Source organism: uncultured Psychroserpens sp., from assembly GCF_947494225.1.
In the GTDB taxonomy this organism is placed as follows: Bacteria; Bacteroidota; Bacteroidia; order Flavobacteriales; family Flavobacteriaceae; genus Psychroserpens.
On record NZ_CANLUG010000005.1, the window covers coordinates 206,508 to 229,953 of the forward strand.

The following is a 23,446-nucleotide window of genomic DNA, read 5'->3' on the forward strand; positions in this document are numbered from 1 at the left end:
ACTATAAAATTGGTAGGTTTTTTAGCGAATTAAATCTTAGTTTCAGAATTATGACGACTAATAATTGTCATTTCAATATTGAGAGATGCCAAAGACATCAAATCTGTATTAGTTAGTGGCCATTTTTCTAGTTTTTTTCGTGATACGATTCTGTTATATATATTTTCAGAAACTTTATCTCCTAAATGATTTGGAGAAAAATACGTAGGTATTCTTGATTCAAGGTTTTCATTCTGATAGACTTTCACCCAATTCAAACCTTTGAATAAGCGATATCTTAAGTTAGGGTTCTTCTTTTTGAGGATTCTTTTAATGTAATACTGATCCATTTTTGACCGTATTCCCCAAACCAAAAAAATGAGTGGCGCATAAGTATACTGAGGCACTAAAGGAGATTGATTTGTAGGCACTTTGCGCAACGGCCTTAGGTCTTTATTATGTTTAAACAATCCATGCATAAATCTATAATTCAATCTATTATTAGGATGAATATTACTAGCAGCTCGTAAAACACTTAATGCCATTGGCGGGCAAACTGCATTGAATTTACTATTACAAATTAGAATTTGTTTCCCCATTGGAATTCTACTGTGCGTATACCACGCGTATAACTCATCATATAATTCAATATATGGAAGTTTATGAGATTCAATCCTTTTAAATAATTCTTCAAGATTATAGGTAACACCAGCAACGAGGTCTTTGTAAGACATATGCATTTCAAGTGTGCTAAAACGTCGCTCCGAATAGCGTTTAAGCGCTTCTGTAGTTTTCCTTTCCTTCCATTGTTCAAATCTTATATCTGAAGACTTCGTGAATTCAAAATCTTTTTTTAAAATGTTAGTCTTAATAAAATTACTAATTCTTGTATGTCGTCCAGAATAGACCTTGATATTTCTACCAGGCAATACTTCGCACATATCTCCCAGAAGTAATTGCATACCATCATCTTTAGGTCTATTCTCCAAAATTTCCAACCAGCTAGACACATATACTGCCTCCGTTTCTTTGACATAGCTTTCCATTGTAGTTCTTGTTGGAAAATAAAGATCTAAATCCTCATAGCTATAAAATTCTAAATTCTTGATTTTTGAAATCTTCCTGGCCACTTTAACCTCATAGCTTTCTAAATTACCATAAGTTAAACATATTGGATTCACTTCTTCGGAAATAGCTCCCAACAAGATTCTGCTGTCCATTCCTCCACTTAATGCCACGCTGGTTTTTTCCTTCTTTGCGGCGGCATAATTGATTTCTCTCTTATAGAGTTCCCAAAATTGTTTATAATCGGATACTGCTGGTGTCTTAGCATGTCCTAAATTGGCATACAAACTATTGTCATAACATGCTGTCACTTCTAAATTTGACAAATCTATTGTCATTGATTCACCAGGTAATAAACGCTTATAATCTTTTAAAATAGTTCGAGATCCAATGTTTGCATATTCTTTACCAAGCGTCCTTTGGGCAACACCAATAGCATCAAAAGCTACAGGTCGAATTGAAGACGCCCATATCAAACTAGATGTAATGACTACGACCTCTTTTGTAATTGAATAATATAAAGGGTAAAATCCAATGACATCATTACACATCTGTATGGAATTATCCTGTAAATTAAGTACAGTAAGTGCAAAGCTACCCGACACATCCTTTTGAGCAGGCCACGTATTCAAAACTTTTGAAATAGCGCTTTCATTTTGGTGGTCTACAGCTAATTTGTCTAAACTAAAATCATTTAAATACCCTTGGATAAAACCAAAAAAACTTTGAGGCTTCTCACACGTAACTATTTGCGAATCGGCACACCAATGCAGCCCATTATAGGATCCAAACACCAAAGACTGAGCTAATTTATTTAGCTTTCTTTTATCAAATGGTGTGTTAGAAATAATAAAATTCATTCGAGATTACCTATACTACCAAGACTTGTTTTCCTCATATCCTAAGTTGATGAGTTGTTGCCCTGCAATGGATTTAAAAACTGTTTTTTTAATAAATTTCCAATGGTTCCATTTATTTGAAAACTTAAATTTCGACTTATCTGTATCCGGTTTCCAATTAGGCTTTACCATAGCATTCGAAGCAATTCCAAACGAACTCCCAACAACTGGTGCATTTAGACACCTATCTAGAATACCATCATCAACTTCTAATTTATAATGTTCTAACAATTTGGAAATATTAACCTTTGAATCATTCAAATCTTCATACCGAAACAGCTCCACTTGGTCATTAGACTGTATTGCCGAAATATAATTTGCTGTTTTAGCCCATTGCTTTGAATGATTAATAAAAGAACGTCCAGAAAAGTAATTAAACTTTTTCTTTAGTTTTATCTTAAAATCGTGCCAGGTTCTTTTATCGTTTGACGCACGTACAGATGAAATCACATTATCCCTTCCATCTCTACAAATCACTGCAATTTGAGCCTCAGGAAAAGCCCGTTTCCATAAATCTAAATGCGCTACACTTGGTGATTTTACAAAAATAGTCTCCTCTGGTTTCACCTGGTATTTATCGATTAAGAGGTTAAGCCATAGTGTTCCATATTCTTTTAAAAATGCATCTTGATCACTTTGGTTGAATTCCATTCCAAAACTAGCCTTAGCTACATATTGATAGACATTTTTTATAATATCTTCAGAATAAAATAGGTTAAACTCGCCCTGAGATCCATTTTGCGGAAGTGTTACCACATGTGGATGCTGCGAAATGGTTGAACCTACAAAATTAGTTCCACTGCGCACACGTTGACCGAGTAAAATTATTAGGTTATTCATAAAATTCTAAAAACTCCTTACGCTGTTTTTCGAGGTTAAAATGAAGTCTTACACGTTCCTGAGCATCCTTCATCATTCTCTGTTGTCTATCTTCTGGTAAAAGTAATAGATTTTCAATTGCCTTTGCTAATAATTGCGGCTGCCTTTTAGGCACCACAACTCCAGTTTCTTGATGTATTACATTTTCTTGTAAACCTTCTGCATCAGACACTACGCAAAGTAATCCCATAGCTTGGGCTTCGAGTACAGCATTACAAAACCCTTCTGAAATACTATATTGTAAATACACATCAGATTCTGAGAGATACGTTACAATGGCATCGTGAGATTTTTGTCCTACAAATTCAACCTCATCATTGAGACCTAATTGATGGACAGCAAACATTAGGTTTTCATAATCATCGCCTGTGCCAACCACTGTGTAAGTAAATAACAATCCGTTTTTTTTCAAAATTGCTAAGGCATCTAACATATCTGTAATTCCTTTTTTCCAATGCAAACGGGCAACAGTTAGAAATCTGATCACGTCTCTAGGTTTCGTCTTTTGGCTGTTGGTTTTACTAAACAAATCACTATTAATTGCTGGTGTAATAATTTGAAACTCTGTATTAGTATTTAAACCGTTATTTCTTGCCAACATAAGAAGATCGTTAGAAATCGCATGTACTTTGTCTATTTTTCTCCATAGTAAATCGTAACATCCTGGATGTCTAACGGGATAAATAGCTATGTCAAAACCTCTTAAACTTGTTGCCATTTTTGCTCCTATAGTTTCTGCGACACTTTCACTTTGAATCGTTAATGTGGCGAAACCAAAATGCAACCAATCTAAATTGGCTTTTAATACATGCGCATTGTTATAGAGGTTCTTTAGACGTTGTGGGAAGCTTTTCAATGCCTGTTTTTCTAGTCTCATGAACGTTCGTATTCTATTTGGATATGCCACCAATTTTAGAGTTTCCCAACATCCGGAAAACAACATTCTAAGTTTCCTTTTATACGTTTTTGGCGCCAAAACTACCTTGCATAAATTAAATCCTTTAGGGTTATCTTGAACAAAAAGTGTGACTTGATGCCCTGAATCTTGAAGTCCTTTTATTTTTGATATAAAAAAGGTCTCAGAATACGAAGGAGGTTTAGAAAGTACAAGTCCGATTTTCAAAATTAGCCTATTAGTTTTAAATATAAATCTTCGTGTTTTTGTATAAAAGGTTCCATAGATAGCTCTTGCTCAACATATGTTCGCATCGCCTGAGCCAATTGTTCTCTCTCTATTGGAGACATTTTTATAACATCTTTTATTTTTTCAGCTAAATCAGAAACATGATTAGGTTCAAAAATACATTGTGGAAATGCTTTTAAAACATCTTTTACTCCGGCAATATTAGATCCTATCACAATTCTAGCCGAAGCCATGGCCTCAATAGGCGCTATAGGCAACCCTTCTCGTCTCCCTTCATTCTTTGTAGGAATCACAAACAAATCTGCCATTGCTAAAAACGGTCTTACATCTAAATGCTTTCCTAAAAAACTGAACGTTGTATCATTGGCGTATTTAGCCTTTAGGTTTAGGCCATAATCGTTGTCGTAATTACCAACAACAAACACCTTAATGTTTTTGTTATTAATCTGCTTCACTGCTTCAAATAGAACTTCTATTCCTTTTACTGGTACTAAATTAGCAACAGAAACAATAACAAAATCAGTGTCATCGATTTGAACACCCTCTGGACATGTTTTTTTCAAAGGATGAAAATGATTTGTATCCACTCCTAGTGAAATTTTAACGACCTTATCCATCATAGATGTTCCTTTATAGAACTCTGAAATCATATCTTCGTTTATAGCAACAATTTTAGTGCTCAACTTAGAGCGCCAAATCCAAGCCTTATTTCCCCAACCCATTGCTTTTTTACAAAATATATACTTTACACCTGCAAGTTTTGCGGCAAGAGGTTCTGAAAAATCAGAACTCCAATGCCACGAATAAATTATGTCAAATTGATGATCTCTGAAGAATTTTCTGATCTTCAACACTCTAAATGGAAATGTCACCAGAGGCCTATAATTGGTTTTAAAAGGAAACAGGTGAATTTTCACATCAAGTTTCTCTATCTCTTTAAAATAACTTCCTTTACTATGTTGACAGCAAATTTCGGGTTCAAAAACGTCTCTATTAATACCTTTCACTAAATCATATACGCACTTACCACTTCCTGAAGTATCGAAATTTGAAATTGTAAATAGTATTTTAATTCTTTTCGCCATGTAGTTGTGCTTCATTAAATTTAGATAACACCAATAACATGTTCATAGCATGTGCATTTGGTAAAGCATTATGATTGTAAAAATGGTCATAATATTTAGAAATCAGTGTCTCCGGAATCCAATTTTTTAAAGAACTTTCTAACAACATCTTTTTCATGTGACGTTGGCTAGTTTCACCAAGAAATTGTAATTCCCAATTACGTTGAACATAAGGCTTCCCTATTAGTGACATGCTTACTCGTTTGAGCTTATTAGATATCCGATAAGGAAGATTATATGGACTTTTGTTTTTATGAAAATTATTTAGATTAAAAGGTCGTTGGTCTTGCCAAGTAATGCGTGCTAAATCTGGTGCTCTTTGCTGAATATAAGCTATTTGCAACTGCCTGTTTTTTAAATACTCTTCTGGAATTGTGCATATCAACTCACACATACGATCATCATAATAAGGTACACCGATAGGCTTTACAGATTCAAACACAGATAAATTCACAGAAGTCCATCTAGGCGCCCAGTATTTAGATTTAAATGCTCTCAATTTTGCATTCGTATCATCTATTTTAATGGTTTCTAATAATGCCTCCAATCTTGATCTAAAATAGGTTTTAAAATCGCCCTGAAGCTGCCAACCATTCCATAACGCCATTGCAAACTCTAAGCCTCCTTTTTTAATTAATTTCTTTTCGAGAACATCGAGTTCTTCTTGTTTTGACAATTGCGACAAATTCATTGAGTCAAATAACACATCACCCCAATGCCCTAAGGAGAATACATCTCCCATCGACTCATAATTTTTAACAAATGCCATTTGTCTTGGTGCTGTAAAATCTGAGTAACCTCCATTACAACTATACAAAGAGTCTAACCTATCCCAGAGGTATCCTTTTGGAATTTTAAAACTCTGAAATTGAAAATCACAGGTCTGAGCAATTTTCTTGGCAATAGTTGTCTCGTTATAACCATTATCAAACTCATAACTATAAGCAGACACATCTGCACCTATTTGCTGCAAAGCTGCAGCTTGTGTTCGACTATCTAATCCACCAGAAATAGGCAAAATCACTTTCTTGCCAAAAGTTTGCTCCCTAATTATGGTTTCAAATAGCTGAGAAAACTCATTTAATGCTTGCTTGAAGCTAATCGATCTTGGCGAATAGTGCCAATCAAACCAAGGTTTAGATTCAGTAACGATAGCTTTTTCATCAAGACTATATTGCTGTCCAGGAGCTAACACATAATCGTCTTTAAAATACCCATCTGTATCCAAGAAAAAACCAATAGCCGCAAACACACAAATACCTTCTAAATTCAATTCATGTGCGCCTAATTGTTTAGCAAATGTTTGCCGAGTTGGTATTATGGGTGTTTTAATGTGCTGACTCATTCTAATGATTTTGAGTAATTACAGATTCATATAGTTCAATAAACTGTGCTATACTCTCTTCAGAGTTAAATGTATGTCTAACCAAATGATGTGCGTTTTCTGTGATTCGTTTGAGGTCTTCTTTAGGCGTTTGAGACAGCTCTACAATTGCATCTGCCATGGCTTGAGCATCCCTTATAGGTATAAGCCATCCTGTTTCTCTATGCTTTACCACTTCTGGCATACCACCACAATTAGTAGATATTACAGGTAAACCTATAGCCATAGATTCTAGAACCACATTAGCTATACCTTCATCCAAACTCGACAGTAAACTCATATCAAATGTCTTCATAAGTTGAAACAGTTCGTTCTGCGCTAACCCATTAATAAAACGAATCTCATTGGTCAAATCAAACTTTCGTATTTGAAACAACATTGCCTCTGAAACGGGATTTGAAGACACAAATGTGAGTTGAAATTTTACGTTATTTTCTTTTAAAATATTGCAAGCTCGCAACACGTAATCATAACCTTTAACCCAATGAAATCTTCCGACTGCTATAATCTTTATAGGTTCCGAAATATTTTTATTCCAAACTGAATAATGATTAAAAGTCGATTTTAAGATTGGCGAATGGATTACTTTTATTTTTGAACCTTGAGCATTATATTTTTGAGAAGTCGCCTTCATAGCATTAGACACGGCATGAAAAGCATCTACGTTTGGAAAGTTTTGTTGGTAACTTTGAGCTAATGTTTTGTTCACTACAGGTGAGTAATTAATATGAGCTCCTCGTAAACTTAAAATAAGTTTTACATCGAGTTTTTCCTTTAGAAATATCCATTTGCTCAAGTCTTTAGCCCATTGTACATGAAATATATCTGGCTTATGCAATACAACAGGTAAAAGTCGTAAAAAAGCGTGCCTTTTATTGTATGATCCTTTATACGTTTTCACTTCAGACATTAACACAGATAAACGCTTTGGATATCTTAATACAAGGTGAAGACATCTAAAAAAAGACACCATCAAATTTAAAAGTATAGACTGAGAATTACCATATACCTTAACCGAAGCATTAGTATAGTGTTTTGGTCTTTTTTGAGTGCCAAACAAGTAAATTGTATGATGCTTTGACACACCTTCAATAAGATGTTCTACAAAGGTTGTACTTGGTATGGTTCCTGAAAAAATAGCGACTTTCATATAGCTAGATCAAATCATTAGCAATAGCCCATTTCTGCCATGCATAAATATGCCAGATTCCCCAGAATTTTGTATGTTTTTCTTCATAAAAGTCATTAACATGAGATTTTAAGACTGAAACATCTAGTTGTTCAGCACCATAGAATTTATGGTTAAATATCGTGTTTTTTACCTCATCTTTCAAATCATTTTTCAGCCATTTTTGCATTGGAACCTCGAAGCCTTTCTTTTCCGTTTGAATATGGCTTTTAGAATAGAAGTTCAAAATGATTTGCTTAAGACATTTTTTTAAATCATTTCGATTATTAAATTGGCTAGGGGAATATTTCAAACAGTGTTCAACAACTTTTTGGTCTAATAATGGCACTCTAACCTCTAAACCATTTGCCATACTCATCCTATCGATTTTAATCAAGGTACGCTGTAAATGACTCTTCATCTCATTTTCACGCATCCAATTTAACAGCTCTGACTTCGTATATCTAGACGGAAAATTATAGACCGTTTGCATCTCTTTAGAAAAATTGGTCTCTGGAAACATTTCATCCAGTTTCTTTTTATAAATATTGAGGTGCTTACCCATTATAAAAGAGGCAAACGTTGCGTGATCATGTGGCGCCCAAGTGTTTACTATATTGAGTTTGTATCCAATCTTTACCAGATATCTTCTTATAAGGTGTGGCATTACAAACCAGAATCTTTTACCTAAAACATCTAACATTCTTGGATAGCCAAAAAAAAGCTCATCACCTCCATCTCCCGATAGCATCACTTTATGATTTTGCGCAGCTTTTTTAGAAATAAGGTAAGTTGGTATGCTAGAATAGCTACCAAACGGTTCTGGTAATAATTTAAAGTGGGCATCAATTACAGTTAACAATTCTTTAGTTTCTATACGTTCAACTGTATGCTTAACACCCAATGCCTCTGCATAAGTTTTGGCAGCCTTACTTTCATCAATAGCACTATCATTGACAGACATCGTAAATGCTTCAATATTGCTATGCTCTTGAAATGCCATTGCTGTGACGAGTGGGCTATCAATTCCTCCACTTAAAAACGTCCCTAAAGGCACATCACTCACGAGTTGTTGTTTGATGGCAAATTTAATGCGATCTTGAATTTCCGTATTAAACAAATCTTCATCCTGAATTTTGGTCTTTACAGAAAAATCAAAAGGCTTATAATTCTCTATCGAAACTATCCCTTTTCTATCTATAGTAATGCAATCTCCTGGGTTTACCTGAAATATCTTCTCAAAAACAGTATTAGGTGGTTGCATAAAACCAAACCCGAAATACTCCTTCATAATCTCAGGTCTAAGTGTTAAAGTAGCATTGAACCACTTATGCTTAAATATCTGGTTAAACTGGGATGAGGCTACAACACCTTCCTGTGACACACCATAAAATAACGGCTTCACGCCTATATAATCTCTTGCGAGATATAGCAAATCTAATTGCGTATCTACTACAGCCAATGCAAACATGCCACTCAATTCATTGATGGTGTCTTTAAAACCTATTTTATCTAATAAATGAAGAATAACTTCGGTATCGGATGTGGACTCTAAATTGTTTAGCTGATAGGTTGCTGAAAGTGCTTTGAAATTATAAATTTCGCCATTAAAGGTTATATGGTATCTAGACGAAGGGCTTTGTTTTGGCTGATTACCATTCGAACTTAAGTCTAAGATTGAAAGTCTATTAAAGCCAAGCTGATACTGTTTTTCTCTAGTGACTAAAGAAGAATCTGGTCCTCTGTGTTTTGAAAGGGCAAGCAGGTTTTTGAAATCTTCTAATAGTGTTAACGAATGATCTGCAAACGTAAATTCCACCAAAAAACCACACATAGAGAGACGAATTAATTGTGGATAAGATATTCAAAAATTTTAACATTTACATAAAAACCTATTTAACATTTTCGACCGGTTTTTATGTTAACCATTAATAAGACAAATGATTACAGGGTTTTTTCTATTTCAGCTTGAACTCTTTTTAAAAAATAACACAGTAGAAGGCTTCTTTTTTGTCGTGAATATTTTAAGCGATTTTTTAATAAAATCCTTTTTAGATTTATAATACGTTTTAGAACGTGGTATTTGTACCTCGCATAAATTAAACTGCTCTGCTAAGGCTAAAATTGTTTGAGTTTTAAAACAATTGATATGCTCTAGTGGCGCTACCATGTTTAATGAATTAGCGCTCCCTTTTTTTGCAGTCCAATTCATGTGTTTTAGTACCTCATCAACTCCGTTGCCATTTGGAACACTAATTTTTATAACTCCGTTGATGGCTAACTTTTCTAAAAGTGTTTCAAGTGTAGCCTTAGGGTTAGGTATATGCTCAAAGACCTGATCTGTATTAATAAAATCAAATTTATGATTTGCCAACTCTGCTTCGTTTAAAACCGTAATTCCATTCTTTTGAGCATAATCGATTCTTGCTTTAGAAAGTTCTAAACCATAGACTTGACAACCAAATGCCTTTGCCATGAGACACCATTTCCCCCAGCCCATACCAAAGTCTAAAACCTTTAAATCTATAGGTTTCCTCTTAAAAAAAGTAATGAGATCTATAATCTGATTGGCATAAGTTTCATGATACCAAAGCGGGTATTGTTCTTGTGCTTTACAAACAATATTTGCATCAATCCATTGTTCATACAATCTAAACATGAGGTCATCGTTTGGAATGTTTTCTTGAAACACCAAGTCACAATTTAAACACTGCAACAAACTATAGTCTGTTCCTTTAAGGTATTCATGCTCTACGCCGCCTTGTGCATTGTAAAAATCATCTAAATAATCTGTTATATTTTCACTTTCATAGGCTTCACTATACAACATTTTTAAATTTTCCGAAGTGCAAACAGGACAATGAGATCGTTTAACAAAGTGGTTATTTATTTTTGTAGGTACCATTATTTAATCAAGTATCTTTTAGTTTTTCTAAAAGCATATTTCAAAAAATAAGCATCCAGATACAATATGGAATAAGATACACTTTTAAACAAAAGTTTTAGTTTTGAGTTATGTCCTAGTTCTATTTTCCTGTGTTCTTTAAGGGCTTCTTTATACAGTTGGTTCGAAATAATATCTGGAAACGCCTTTTTAAAATCTACTAACAATTGCCTTGTAGCCTTATGTTGAGCATCCTTATCTCTTGTGACAGAATCATTAGCACGTCCTCTATCCATTACGACTAATTTTTTTGGAATACCATGGATTTTTGATACCAACGCAAATCTCAATATATAATCCCAGTCAATGTTAAAGTTGCCATATGTGTTTCTAAAATGCAACTCGTGATTTACATGAACTGACTTCCTAAACATCATACATGAGTTTACAACCTTTAGTTGATGGACGTATAAATACTTAAACAAATCTACACCTTGAGGAAATTGATTCCCTTTCACCAAAATTCCAGGAAACATAACGCTTCTGGTATTGTTCTTATATTCGACGATCCCAGAAACCAATCCAACTTTGGGATGTTCAGTCATGACGTTTACTTGCCATTCTAAACGCTGTGGCACATAGAAATCATCTTGTTCTGCCATAGCAATGAGATCACTTTCTTTTGGAATTAAGGTTAGTAATTTATTTAGATTATCACCTAACCCTAAGTTAGTTGTGTTTTCAAATATTGAAATTCTATCATCTTTGAAGGACTCTGCAATAGATTTTGAAGCGTCATTGGTACCATCAATACAGATTAACAATTTAAAATGAGAATATGTTTGATTGAGCAAACTATCTAAGGTTGCTCTAATTGTTTTCTCGCCATTATATACTGGAAGAATAATGGTTACCAATGGTTTATTATTTGGCATAAAAACCTCTTTTTATCTTAACTAAGAATTTAAAAAATGGATGATACAATTTTAGTAATTTTAATTTATTCTTTGGGTGTAAATATCTAAGTAAGTGTTTATAATAACGTCTATAAACTAAATCTTTATCGGGTATTTCACGCTGTTTATTCACACTGCTTGCTTGTTGATCGTGCAATCTAAAATGAGCCAATGATTCATTTACAAAACCAATATGATAATAAGGCATTACCCTATACCAATAGTCACTATCCAAAACTTGCTGTAGGACTTCATCAAAATACCCAACCCTTTCAAAACAGGATGTTCTTAATAGAACATTGGTAGGTTCTCCAATTTTGTTTTTGGGTGAATTTAAAAACTGTCTATCTTTTAGATATTGCTTCCCATCCAATACGCCTTGGGTAACTTTAAAATCTTCCCAATACTGATGTAACTCTCCATAATAACTAATAAAATCCTCGAGTTTAGGCGTTAATTCTTTATATATAAAATCGCGTTTACAATATACCAATCCAACTTTTGGGTTGTTCATTAAGGTCATCATTTTCGAAATACATTGTGGGTTCAATGCATCATCCTGAAATAAAAACTTAATAAATTCGCCGTTAGACTGTCTAACCGCGTGATTCCAGTTAGCTCCAATACCTTTTGGCTGGTGCCTATAAATATGAATTGGAATGTTGGTTTTTTCCTCATAAGATTTTACAATTGCAACTGTGTTGTCTTTTGAGTCATCATCTGACACAATGATTTCAAGATTTGGATAGTCTTGTTCTATTGCAGACGTTAAGGCTTCCTCAATATAGGCTTCACCATTATAAGTTGGTATACAAATAGAAACTAATGGATACTTATTACTCATTGGTGTATAAGGGCTTATGTGTCGAATTAATGAGTTCACCATCTTTATTTGTTTTCCAAGATGCCGAGGCGTTCGCTGTTTTCATATAGTACTCTTGTTCATCTGAGAGATTGTTTATATCCAAATACCAACCTCCATGCCTTGCCTGTAAAGGAAAATCTGTACGCCAAGCCTTAGTAAAATCTTTGAGTTGATAGCTATAATTTGGTCTATACATGGCAAAAGTAGTATCAATTTCAGCCTTAAAAACTTTTGGTTTTATTTTATAGTCCCAGAATTGCGCTTCCCATTGTTTAATCTTTTCCTTATTAGGATTAGTATCAGGAATGTCATCTAGCTTTAATGAAAAACCAACTTTCGTTCTATCAAAAGCCTCATCTAAAAGCACTCTCAAAGTACTCATAAACGTATCTGGACATCCATTAACTGGCACTATATCAGCATCTGTCACCACATAGTAACCGCTACTATACTTTTTAAAAATCGTCTCACTTTTCCAAAATGACAGATGACCTATATTATGTTCAAGCTGGCAAACAGTTACTTTATCATTTATGATTTCAAAATAATCCAACAAAGGCTTATAGGTTGAGTTATTATCTACAATAACAACATTAGAATAGTTATGTTTTAATAAAAAATCAACGAGCTGTTTCAAGTCACGCAATTGATTAAAACTAATGATTATAATGGGTATGCATTTAGGATCTTTAAGTTGCGATCTCACTGTCGTATTAAAGTTATGGTTGTACCACACATTTAGTTTGTGTGTGATAAGTTTGTTTAATTTTATAAAACGTGCTTTGGTTAGCATAATAAACTACGTTAAGGGTTTTATAAGATTGTATCCTCTACCTGAAATTCTATACGATGCATAGGCTAATAACATCTGACTACAAAATACCATTTTTTTCATAACTGAAACATCAACATATTTTATAGTTTTAAACAGTTTAGACATTATCTGTTTTGCAAACTTAAATTTTTGTTCTTTTAGAAGGTCTTTAAACATCAAGGTTTGCATTTCTAAAAATTTCAATCTCCCTTTTGATGAGAGTTTATGCATATAATTATTTATGATTTTATCTTTGACTTTTAAGTTGGATTCAATTTTTGAATCACTGGCATAAATATTATTTGACATGTTATTTTCATGACGAAACATAGAAACGAGCGCATCGTCTATGGCTTTATAATTACTATTAATTGCCAAGGCTTTAATATGAAAATCAAATTCCTGAGATTGGTGTAATGTTTCATCAAAAGACAATTGGTTTTCTTCTATAAAACTGCGTCTCCAAAGAGGCGCCAATATAGACCAAAATATATTGTACAAGGTGTAATCTTCAAAACGTCGATTAGAACTAATCTGCTTAGCTCTTAAACCCAAAAACTCTCCTGAAGTTTTATCAATCCATTTGGTTTGACAAATACAGTATGGAATCTCTGCGTCATGTTGAAGTAAATCAACTTGAACCTCTAGCTTATTGGGTTCCATGATATCATCGCTATCAAACCAATTGATATAATCTCCCTTACTCATCTCAAATCCGAAATTTCTACAGGCATTAGCTCCTTTGGGCTTTGTTTCTGGACGCTTATAAAATTTAAAACGACGGTCCTTTTCAATATATGTATTTAATAGTTGTTCTGTGTGGTCTGTTGAACCATCGTCAACCACAATGCATTCCCAATTCACATAAGATTGACTGCCAATAGAATTTAAAGTATCTTCTATGAGATGTGCACGATTGTATGTTGGAATGATTATAGAAACTAATGTGCTCAAAATAAGTTTTTCTTTAACAGCTAATGTAATCGTTATACGTTTTCTTAATATAATTAGCTCAATATACAGTTAGATATGGTTTCAATATGATTTTTAAGTGTAAAATTTTCCTTAACATATGCTTTGCCTTCGGCTCCAAACTGCATCGCTAATTCTTTATTTTGAAATAACGCAATCATCTTTTCTGCCATAGCTTTCACGTCATTTTCTGCAACCAAAAAACCAGTTTCATCATTTTTAACCACATTCGGGATACCTGCATGATGCGTTGAAACAACTGGTAATCCTGCTGCCGAAGCTTCTAAAATCGCTACAGGTGTTCCTTCACTATCGCCGTTTTCAGCAATCCTAGAATGTTGAACAAACATAAATGAATCCTCCAATAACTCTTTATGTTGCTCTCTTGTTATTCTTCCTTTAAAAATAATAGAATCTGCAATATTTAAATCTGAAACTAACCGCTTACATTCCTCCAATAATGGTCCGTCTCCAGCCATTATAAGTTTAACATCTGGTATAAGTTTTAAAACCTCACTAAAGGCTTTAATAGTTAATTGCGGTGCTTTTTTATCTACAAAACGACCAACGGCAAGACCATACCGATTTGAAAAATGTGGCTCCAATTCAAAAAAGTCTTCACTCGGACTTGCAGGTGAATAGACAATCTTATCATCTGGGCAGTCTAGTGCCAATAAATTAGTTTTCATGTGATTAGATACAACTAAGATGTGTTTTGCATATTGAAATAGAGCCTTATATTTTTTAGAATACTGCTTAATAATATTGTATTGCGAAATTTCATAACCTAAACCAATCGCTACAATAGGTATATTAAGACTTTTACAAACTGGAAGTACTTCGGCTCCTGTTATGAGATATTCAGCAAATACAAGATCTATGTGATGCTTTTTCAATACTTTTCTTAAATGATATGCTTTGAACGTTTCAGTTCCTCTACCAAATATACGTTTGATTGTGCTTACCACTTTAAAATAGCGACGTTGCCAAACAGAAGGTTGATCGGACGTCGTTAAATACGGAAAATTTCCACCGTAAATAACAATGTTTTCAAAAGGTAAATGTGTGATGTGATTTTTAATGAAGGTCTCTGCCTGATCAGAATCTTGAGGAGAAAGAATGGCTATCTTCATTGATAATATTTTTTAAGCAAGTTATAAATATATTCTAATCCAGAACCGTTTACTTTCTCAATTTTATCAAGAGTCGTTGATATTTGCGTTGTATCAATTTGAAGTGAATTCCCTTTATCAATAAAACTTAATTGTGCTTTTTTTCCTAAATAATCTTCTATTTCCTTAATAATATCTACAACCAAAATACTGTGGCGTGAAGCTACATTAACGATACTATTATGCAATTGACTTCTATTGATATCTTCAACAATTAATTTAACATCATCTGCATCGATTAAATTCCGTTCGGCATGTTGCCAAACCTCAATTGTATTAGAATTTTTAACCGATTGAACCAAGTAATTCATTATGGTATGTATATTACCTTGATGCCCTACAACATTTGATACTCTAAAAATTAGGTAGTTTTTTACGTGTTCTGCGATAAACTGCTCAAGCCTTAATTTATGCTGAACATAAGGTCTTTGGTTAACAGCATTGTCCTCGATGCTACACGTACTGAAATAGATGAGCTTGGCATCAGGAAATGATGTTATTATCTTTTTCAACAAATTAAACTCGCGCTCAAATTCTGAAGATTTCGTTTCAGTAGAATTAGATACGCCAGATGCAAAAACAATAATGTCTTCTCTGTCACTAAAATCATTAAACGCCTTTGCCATTAAACCATTACCAACAACCATCTTATTTTTTGAAACGTTTAGAAATTGATTTTAAAGGCTTTTCTATTTTTAACGCAGCATTGATTACTTTTCGTTTTTTAAGATTAGTTAATTCGGTTTTATAGTTATAATAGCCCATTATTTTATCTCTTAATAACTTTGCTTGCTCTAATTCTGGTTTAGAAAACATGTAGTCTAATAATAACGATTTGTTTTCATTAGAGGTTACTAGCATAGAGTTTTCGCGTACTCTGTAATCATATAAAATCTCGTTAATATATTTAAACTGCCAACCTTTAAAAAACAATCTCATGTTTAAATCCCAATCTTCATAACCCATTACTGGCATCTGCTCATCATACCCATTTACAGATTCCCAAGCGCTTTTACGCAAAACCAGGCAGGCATCTATATAGTTTTTTTTCAGTAATTTAGCCACATCAAACTCGCCTACTTTAACATCTTGATTAGATAATCCAAATTGTCTATTGTCGCTATAAACAACGCCAATATCTTGATGCTTATCTAATATAGAAATCCCTTTAGAAATGTAACCATGACGTAATTTATTGTCGGCATCTAAAGGAATAATATAAGAAGAGTTGGCTGCTCTAATACCATTATTTCTGGCGGCACCTAAGCCTTGATTTTCTTGGTGAATAACTGTGATGTTTGTATTTGAATATGAATCCAATATGGCTTTAGTATGACCATCGTCATTAGACCCGTCGTTAACTACAATGATCTCTAGATCATCTTGATTAGGATAGTCCAAGACAGAAGCTAAGGCTTCTTTAACAAAGTCTCCCATATTATAACAGGGAATAACAATACTTAGCTTTGAATTCATTTTGTATTACAGATTTAAGCGAAGATACATATAATAGAGTTTTTGTAACAATTGATTCTTCGGAAACTTTAATCGACCCATTTTGTAACATACCATTTTAATTTTAGGGGGCTTTTAAAGGCAACACTTCCTATTGCATCTTTGATATGGTCTTCGCAATTATAAACAGGCATTAAAACAGTAACTTTTAAATGCTCTGACATCAAAATTTCATAGATATATAAACTTAATTAAATTTAGTTTTATATTTTAAAATGGGACTTTAATTACAATTTTAAACGGATATACAAATAATATAAAACTCTTAACACTCTATTTTTAGGGTATTTTAGCTTAGCTATCTCTAACAAAGTTGCCTTAATTTTTGAAGTTACAACCGTTTTTTCTTGAGTATTTAGAAAAGGAAAAATAGTGTTATAAAAAGCCACAAAACTTCGTCTGGTTTGTATCTTACTAATCCCAGAATACAAGCCCTTATCATGAACACGATACACACACATTGAGGTATTAAGCCCCATAATTTTACCAGATTGTGAAATCAATTTGTACAACGCCAAATCACCAAAAGGCACATCACAAAACCAATCGGGCAACATAAAGTTATCTGGCTTTCTAAAGACAACACTTGCCGAAATTATAAAGTTATGATGTTTCAACAATTCGATATAACCGAAAGGAGTATTTAGAAATTCCTTATCGATTTTATGAGGTTGAATTTTACCATTGATTAACATTTCAGCTTTATGAAAAGAGATACTTACATCATGATTCGCTTCTAAAAAATCGACCTGTTTCTGAAGTTTTAGTGGGTCTGTCCAAAAATCGTCACCATCTAATAGCGCAATATATTTGCCTTGACATTGATGTACAATATCTAGAAAATTATAGAGTCGTCCTTTGGCTTTTCTTTGGGTATAATAATCATCACCAGGGGTTCTCTCTAATAAGCAAAATGAAATATTACTATTGGTGTTTTTGGCAATCGTTTTTTTTATAATAGCTATAGAGTCATCTGTAGAAAAATCGTCTCCAATAACAACTTCAAAAGGGAAATTAGTGTTTTGAGAACAAATGCTTTGCAACGCTTGTTCTAGATACATCGCGTGGTTATAACACTGTAATCTTACGCTAAGCAACATCTTTTATCTGGCTTTAGGTTTTGCAAAACAAATCGTTTCTTCCGCATGAATGGTATAGTGTCCAATATGTATCTCGTAATCAAGATCTAAATCTAATATCCAATTAGGAATTTTTGCAAAATCATTCATGCTATGATAAATAGCAATAGCTAATTTAGGCCTAAATCTTTTAATAGTTTCAATCGCTCCTTCTAAAGCTACAGGCTCGGCACCTTCAATATCCATTTTTATAAAGTCTACTGTATCTAGACTTTTTGAGTTAACAAAATCATCTATTGAGATCGTTTTAGTTGTTCCTGTTTGATCTTCAAATGGCTGAAACTGAACTTTACTTCCTGGTCCATGATCTTTAAAATACACCATATCTCCAGACAAATTTGACACTGGTTGCTCAATAAGTTCTATGGTAGACTTAAGTTCTGGATTAAAATTGATATTGATATTAAATAGTTCTATATTTCCAGGTATAAACTCGAAAGAAAATACTTTCCCTTTAGCACCTACCTTATCAGAAAAATACAAGGCAGTATCTCCCCAACAGCCTCCTATATCAAGTACAACATCTCCTTCTTGAGCTTCTATTAATGTTTCCCCTTTTAGTTTATAAGCGTATTGTTCTATGATAAAATCTACAGCTACTCTTGATTCGGAAAAATATAGATCAATATTATAATCAATAGTTCTTAGATTAAACTTATGTAGCATGAAGTGCATAAAATTAGGGTCGTAAACATCGTTATAATTTACTAATGTTTTAGCTGTTTCAATGGCTTGCCAATACGATTTATTATTTCTAGGAAGCTTTACTTTACGCCAACCCATAACTCTGTAAGCCAAAAGGCTTATTAAAACATCTTTATCCGTTGGATTAAGATGCAACCACATGCTTTCAAACTCTCTTAAGTATGGAGCTGTCATCTCTTCGGCTTTTTTAACATAATGCTCAAAACCAGAACGATGTTTGATTAGTTTTTTTACATTTTTCTTTAAAGTCTTTTTTATTTTTTCCGAAACCCTTTCCTCTTTAGTTCTAAGTGTAGCATCATAGGTTCCAAACCTATACTCATCATAATTTTCTATTCCATAATTATTAGGAAGTGATTGAATGATTTTATTTTGTAATGACGCTTTAAATGTCATAGTGTTGTTCTATAGTTTAAATAGTTGTACTTATTAGTTTTGAATCTAATAAAAATGGTGTCCACATTTGTTTATCATGTTCAATCTTTATGGTAATAGCCTTATGTATTTTATAATACATATTAAAAGAAGGCTCTTCAGAAGCATTAAAAGTAAGATAATAAATACCCTTGGATAAATATAGGTTTTTGAGTGAAAATGAAAAACCAATTACTCTATCTTTTTCAATAGATTTTAAATCTTGCCCTTCGGGATATATTTCGGCAACAGCACGCTGTTCTTTATCATAAACAGCCAAAGAAATATATGGCATTTTATTTAACCCAATATTTTTTAATTTAAAACTTAATCTTATGGAAGCACCCCATTTCACATTGTATACACTATCAACAGGAGTAACACCTTCAACAGAAGCACTTACTAAACTTACAGTATCATCAGAATAAACTAAGTTTGAGTCATCGCTTGTCATGAACTTATTGTAGTAAGAGTCAATCCCTTTTGAAACGTCTTCTCCTTGAAAAACCGCCTCGCCTCTTTCCATTAAGATAATAGTGTTGCAAATACGTGATACCATAGGCATATTATGGGATACAAATACCACTGCAGTATTAGGTAGCATGACATCTATGGTTTTAAAGCATTTTAAAACAAATCCTAAATCCCCAACAGCAAGAACTTCATCAATAATTAAAACATCAGGCTCCATTTGCGCTGCTACTGCAAATCCTAAACGCACTTTCATACCAGAACTATAATTCTGAACTGGTGAGTCTATAAAATCTCTGATTTCTGAAAATTCTATTATTTTTTCAATCTTAGAATCTATTTCTTCCTTTGTAAATCCTAAAACAGCGCCATTGTTATAAATATTTTCTCGTCCCGTTAAGATCGGATTAAATCCAGCTCCGAGTTCAATTAATGCTCCAACGCGCCCTCTAATTGTTATTTTACCTTCATCGGGTTGAATAAGTCCATTTAACAGTTTTAACAGTGTTGATTTACCTGCTCCATTATGACCAATTAAACCTAAACATTCTCCACGACGAAGTTCAAAATTAATAGATTTTACAGCCCAAAATTCCTTAGGTCTCAATTTACGTTGAGTCTTGTTTCCAGATAAATTAGAAGCTAAATCTTTAACTCCATACCAAAGGCTTAGTTTTAAGTCTTTGCAGAACTTTTTTGATACATTTTCAACTCGAATTAAAAGGTCTTTTTCCATAATTTGACTAAGCACTCATTCGTTCTACAATAATTGGAATCGACACTCTATAAAACACTAAGGAAATAAAAAATAGTGGAACTGAAATACCAATAACCCATAGCGAGTACTCGACAAACTGTAATTCCAGCCCTACAAATACATTTCTAGCATTTAGTACCAAAGGCGTTAATGGATTAGCCTCCATAATTGTTTTCATAATCCCTGTTTTTGGAATTGCATACACCACAGGTGTCATGTACATCAATAACTGTAATATAATAGGAATTGCCTTAGACACATCTTTATACAATAAGCCCAAAGGTGTAATAAACAACCCAATTGTAGTTGCAAAAATAGCTAACCCCAATATTACTAATGGAAAAAACGCCAACGACCAACTAAGCTCTATTTTAAAAACAAATAGAAAGACGACCAATATAATCACTTTGATAGCCGTATTAAACAACATTTTAAAAATGCCTGAAACGATTAGTGCTTCCTTTGGAAAATTAATTTTAGACATTATCGATTTAGCAGCAACCGTACTTGTAATTGGCGATTTTAAAGCCTCTGTAAGAATGGACCAAATGAGTGCGCCTGAAAAAGCATAGAATGCATATGAAATACCAGTATCTGTTAGTTTTATAGTTCCTGAACTATTTAAAAATATCCAAACTAATGCTGTGGTTAAAGGTGTAATAAACGCCCATAGAATACCAAGATAAGACTGTCTATATTGCGCTTTTATATCTCTAACAGCTAGCTGTCTTGCTAAAAAAAGTGATTGGTAAGTATCCTTTAGGCTTTCACCCAAAAGTTTAAAAATGCTTTTATTATTTTCCTTTTGATATATTTTAGTTTCCAACGCCATATTGAGCAGTTTGGTAAAACTACGTTAATTATTATTATTGTTTAAAATAATCCCAAGTTAATTTCAACCCTTCTCGAACAGTATATTGAGGCTCATATCCTAACAACCTTTTGGCCTTAGATATATCTGCTAAAGAATCTCTAACATCACCTTGGCGTGGAGGTCCATAGGTAGCTTCTACGTTAGAGTTTGCTGCTTCTTTTAAAGAATTCCAAAGATAATTGATTGAGATACGCTCACCACAAGCAATATTAAACACTTCATTTTTGGCTTTTTCAGAAGCAAAAAAGCCACGTATGTTGGCTTGGACAGCGTTATCTACAAATGTAAAATCTCTTGTTTGTTCACCGTTGCCATTAATTTTAGGAGAATTATCATCTTTTAAGGCCTGCATAAACAATGGAATCACTGCTGCATAAGCTCCATCAGGACTTTGTTTAGGCCCAAAGACATTAAAATATCTCAAACCTACAACATCGGTATCATAGGTTTTCCCAAAGACATCTGCATACAACTCATTCACATATTTTGTAACAGCGTAAGGCGATAATGGATTACCTATTTGATCTTCAACTTTTGGTAAGGCTTTACTATCACCATATGTTGAACTCGACGCTGCATAAACCATTCGTTTTACGGAAGATGATTCTTTTAATGCGACCATCATATTTAGAAATCCTGATATATTTACAGCGTTGGTTGTTCCAGGATCATTTATAGACCTAGGAACAGAACCTAATGCGGCTTGATGCGACACATAATCTATGCCTTTCATTGCATCTTTACATATTTGTAAATCCCTTATATCACCTTCAATAAGTTCAAAAGCTGGATTGCTATGAAATTCTAAAAGATTCTCTCTGTGCCCATTTGAAAAATCGTCTAAAACACGAACTTTTTTCGCATTATATTTTAAAAGGTATTCTACAATATTAGATCCTATAAATCCGCCACCTCCAGTTATGAGAAATGAAAGTTGACTCAAGTCTTCAACATGGTATTTGTTATCGTACATTATAATCTAGCGTCTACAATATGTTTAGGTAATAGTGATTTTACGTCAAAGATAACGCCTATATCCGATTTAAGTTTACTTAAATCTAGTTCTAAAAACTCATTATGTGAAACCGCTAGTACGATGGCATCATAATCTGTTTTTAATTGAGACTCGTCATCTAACAACTCGAAATCGTATTCGTGCCTCACTTCTTCTTTAGAAGCCCATGGATCATAAACATCAACATTGACATTATACGTTTCAAATTCATCAATGATATCAACAACTCTAGAGTTTCTAATATCTGGACAATTTTCCTTAAAGGTAATTCCTAATACGAGTACATTAGCCTCTTTAATTCGAGCTCCTTTCTTAATCATCATTTTCACGGTCTCTTGCGCAACGTATCCTCCCATACTGTCGTTCATTTTCCTTCCTGCCAATATAATTTCAGGGTTATATCCTGATTCAATAGCTTTTTGAGCCAGGTAATAAGGGTCTACTCCAATACAATGCCCTCCAACCAAGCCAGGTGTGAAATTTATAAAGTTCCATTTCGTTCCTGCCGCCTCAAGCACAGCCTTAGTATCAATATCTAATAACCTGAATATCTTTGCCAACTCATTAATAAAGGCAATATTTATATCGCGTTGAGAGTTTTCAATAACTTTTGCAGCTTCAGCTACTTTAATTGATGGCGCAGAGTGCGTGCCAGCTATTATTATAGACTTATATAGGTCATCTACAACTTTAGCAATTTCAGGAGTTGAACCTGAAGTCACTTTAAGAATTTTAGTAACGGTGTGTTTTTTATCTCCTGGATTAATTCGTTCTGGAGAATATCCAGCATAAAAGTCTTCGTTAAACTTTAATCCCGACTGCTTTTCTAAAATTGGTACACATATATCTTCAGTAACCCCTGGGTAAACCGTAGATTCATAAATAACAATATCTTCTTTTTTTAATACGCTACCTACACTTTCACTTGCTTTTACTAACGGTGTAAAGATTGGTTTATTTAATGCGTCGGTAGGCGTAGGAACTGTAACTATATACACATTAGAATCTTCTATATCCTTTGAATCATTTGAAATAAACAATCCTTTTTCAGCATTGGAGCTATCTGATAATACCGTCTTTAAATGATCATTTTCTACTTCTAATGTTTTATCGACTCCCTCTCTAAGTTCTGAAATTCGTTTTTCATTTATGTCAAATCCAACTACCATATATTTTTTTGCAAACTCAACAGCTAATGGTAATCCTACATATCCTAACCCCAGAATAGTAATTTTCTTATTGTTATTCATT

At 33.4% G+C, this 23,446-nt stretch carries 21 protein-coding genes; all 21 read right to left on the reverse strand.

Features of this window, described 5'->3' with window-relative positions; all coding sequences use genetic code 11:
• Nucleotides 1–29: 29 nt before the first annotated feature.
• Complete coding sequence (locus tag Q0893_RS13100; protein ID WP_299276298.1) at nucleotides 30–1,904, reverse strand: hypothetical protein; 1,875 nt, start codon at nucleotides 1,902–1,904, stop codon at nucleotides 30–32.
• Nucleotides 1,905–1,919: 15 nt separating this feature from the next.
• Nucleotides 1,920–2,783 carry a sulfotransferase gene (locus Q0893_RS13105; RefSeq protein WP_299276302.1) on the reverse strand — a complete coding sequence of 288 codons (864 nt, stop codon included), beginning with the start codon at nucleotides 2,781–2,783 and terminating at the stop codon, nucleotides 1,920–1,922.
• Nucleotides 2,776–3,945 carry a glycosyltransferase family 4 protein gene (locus Q0893_RS13110; RefSeq protein WP_299276305.1) on the reverse strand — a complete coding sequence of 390 codons (1,170 nt, stop codon included), beginning with the start codon at nucleotides 3,943–3,945 and terminating at the stop codon, nucleotides 2,776–2,778. The genes Q0893_RS13105 and Q0893_RS13110 overlap by 8 nt, the downstream gene beginning before the upstream one ends.
• A gap of 2 nt (nucleotides 3,946–3,947) precedes the next feature.
• Nucleotides 3,948–5,051: a glycosyltransferase family 4 protein gene (locus Q0893_RS13115; RefSeq protein ID WP_299276308.1), complete on the reverse strand. Its 1,104-nt coding sequence runs from the start codon at nucleotides 5,049–5,051 to the stop codon at nucleotides 3,948–3,950.
• Nucleotides 5,035–6,435 carry an asparagine synthase-related protein gene (locus Q0893_RS13120; RefSeq protein ID WP_299276311.1) on the reverse strand — a complete coding sequence of 467 codons (1,401 nt, stop codon included), beginning with the start codon at nucleotides 6,433–6,435 and terminating at the stop codon, nucleotides 5,035–5,037. The genes Q0893_RS13115 and Q0893_RS13120 overlap by 17 nt, the downstream gene beginning before the upstream one ends.
• Before the next feature lies 1 nt (nucleotide 6,436).
• A complete protein-coding gene (locus Q0893_RS13125) occupies nucleotides 6,437–7,624 on the reverse strand; it encodes a glycosyltransferase family 4 protein (protein WP_299276314.1) in 1,188 nt (395 codons plus the stop codon).
• Nucleotides 7,625–7,628: 4 nt separating this feature from the next.
• Nucleotides 7,629–9,476: an asparagine synthase (glutamine-hydrolyzing) gene (asnB, locus tag Q0893_RS13130; protein WP_299276319.1), complete on the reverse strand. Its 1,848-nt coding sequence runs from the start codon at nucleotides 9,474–9,476 to the stop codon at nucleotides 7,629–7,631.
• 129 nt (nucleotides 9,477–9,605) lie between these two features.
• Complete coding sequence (locus Q0893_RS13135; RefSeq protein WP_299276322.1) at nucleotides 9,606–10,547, reverse strand: class I SAM-dependent methyltransferase; 942 nt, start codon at nucleotides 10,545–10,547, stop codon at nucleotides 9,606–9,608.
• Nucleotides 10,547–11,461, reverse strand: coding sequence for a glycosyltransferase (locus Q0893_RS13140; protein WP_299276325.1), 915 nt, complete (start codon nucleotides 11,459–11,461; stop codon nucleotides 10,547–10,549). Before Q0893_RS13140 ends, Q0893_RS13135 begins: the two co-directional genes overlap by 1 nt.
• Nucleotides 11,451–12,326, reverse strand: a complete 876-nt coding sequence (locus tag Q0893_RS13145) for a glycosyltransferase family 2 protein (RefSeq protein WP_299276328.1) — start codon at nucleotides 12,324–12,326, stop codon at nucleotides 11,451–11,453. Before Q0893_RS13145 ends, Q0893_RS13140 begins: the two co-directional genes overlap by 11 nt.
• Entirely contained in the window at nucleotides 12,319–13,140 is an 822-nt protein-coding gene (locus tag Q0893_RS13150) for a glycosyltransferase family 2 protein (protein WP_298903221.1), read from the reverse strand. Before Q0893_RS13150 ends, Q0893_RS13145 begins: the two co-directional genes overlap by 8 nt.
• A 6-nt stretch (nucleotides 13,141–13,146) precedes the next feature.
• Complete coding sequence (locus tag Q0893_RS13155) at nucleotides 13,147–14,115, reverse strand: glycosyltransferase family 2 protein (RefSeq protein WP_298903220.1); 969 nt, start codon at nucleotides 14,113–14,115, stop codon at nucleotides 13,147–13,149.
• Between the two features lie 53 nt (nucleotides 14,116–14,168).
• Entirely contained in the window at nucleotides 14,169–15,266 is a 1,098-nt protein-coding gene (locus Q0893_RS13160) for a glycosyltransferase (RefSeq protein WP_298903219.1), read from the reverse strand.
• A complete protein-coding gene (locus Q0893_RS13165; protein WP_299276334.1) occupies nucleotides 15,263–15,952 on the reverse strand; it encodes an NAD-dependent epimerase in 690 nt (229 codons plus the stop codon). Before Q0893_RS13165 ends, Q0893_RS13160 begins: the two co-directional genes overlap by 4 nt.
• Nucleotide 15,953: 1 nt before the next feature.
• Nucleotides 15,954–16,781 carry a glycosyltransferase family A protein gene (locus tag Q0893_RS13170; protein WP_298903217.1) on the reverse strand — a complete coding sequence of 276 codons (828 nt, stop codon included), beginning with the start codon at nucleotides 16,779–16,781 and terminating at the stop codon, nucleotides 15,954–15,956.
• A 266-nt stretch (nucleotides 16,782–17,047) separates the two neighbouring features.
• Nucleotides 17,048–17,920 (reverse strand): glycosyltransferase, encoded by an 873-nt coding sequence (locus Q0893_RS13175; RefSeq protein ID WP_298903216.1) that lies wholly within the window; start codon nucleotides 17,918–17,920, stop codon nucleotides 17,048–17,050.
• Between the two features lie 3 nt (nucleotides 17,921–17,923).
• Nucleotides 17,924–19,060 carry an FkbM family methyltransferase gene (locus tag Q0893_RS13180; RefSeq protein WP_299276341.1) on the reverse strand — a complete coding sequence of 379 codons (1,137 nt, stop codon included), beginning with the start codon at nucleotides 19,058–19,060 and terminating at the stop codon, nucleotides 17,924–17,926.
• A 16-nt stretch (nucleotides 19,061–19,076) separates the two neighbouring features.
• Nucleotides 19,077–20,285, reverse strand: a complete 1,209-nt coding sequence (locus Q0893_RS13185; RefSeq protein WP_299276344.1) for an ABC transporter ATP-binding protein — start codon at nucleotides 20,283–20,285, stop codon at nucleotides 19,077–19,079.
• A 7-nt stretch (nucleotides 20,286–20,292) separates the two neighbouring features.
• Nucleotides 20,293–21,138 (reverse strand): ABC transporter permease, encoded by an 846-nt coding sequence (locus tag Q0893_RS13190; protein ID WP_298903210.1) that lies wholly within the window; start codon nucleotides 21,136–21,138, stop codon nucleotides 20,293–20,295.
• 34 nt (nucleotides 21,139–21,172) lie between these two features.
• Nucleotides 21,173–22,153: an SDR family oxidoreductase gene (locus Q0893_RS13195; RefSeq protein ID WP_298903209.1), complete on the reverse strand. Its 981-nt coding sequence runs from the start codon at nucleotides 22,151–22,153 to the stop codon at nucleotides 21,173–21,175.
• A complete protein-coding gene (locus Q0893_RS13200; RefSeq protein WP_298903208.1) occupies nucleotides 22,153–23,445 on the reverse strand; it encodes a nucleotide sugar dehydrogenase in 1,293 nt (430 codons plus the stop codon). The genes Q0893_RS13195 and Q0893_RS13200 overlap by 1 nt, the downstream gene beginning before the upstream one ends.
• Nucleotide 23,446 lies beyond the last annotated feature (1 nt).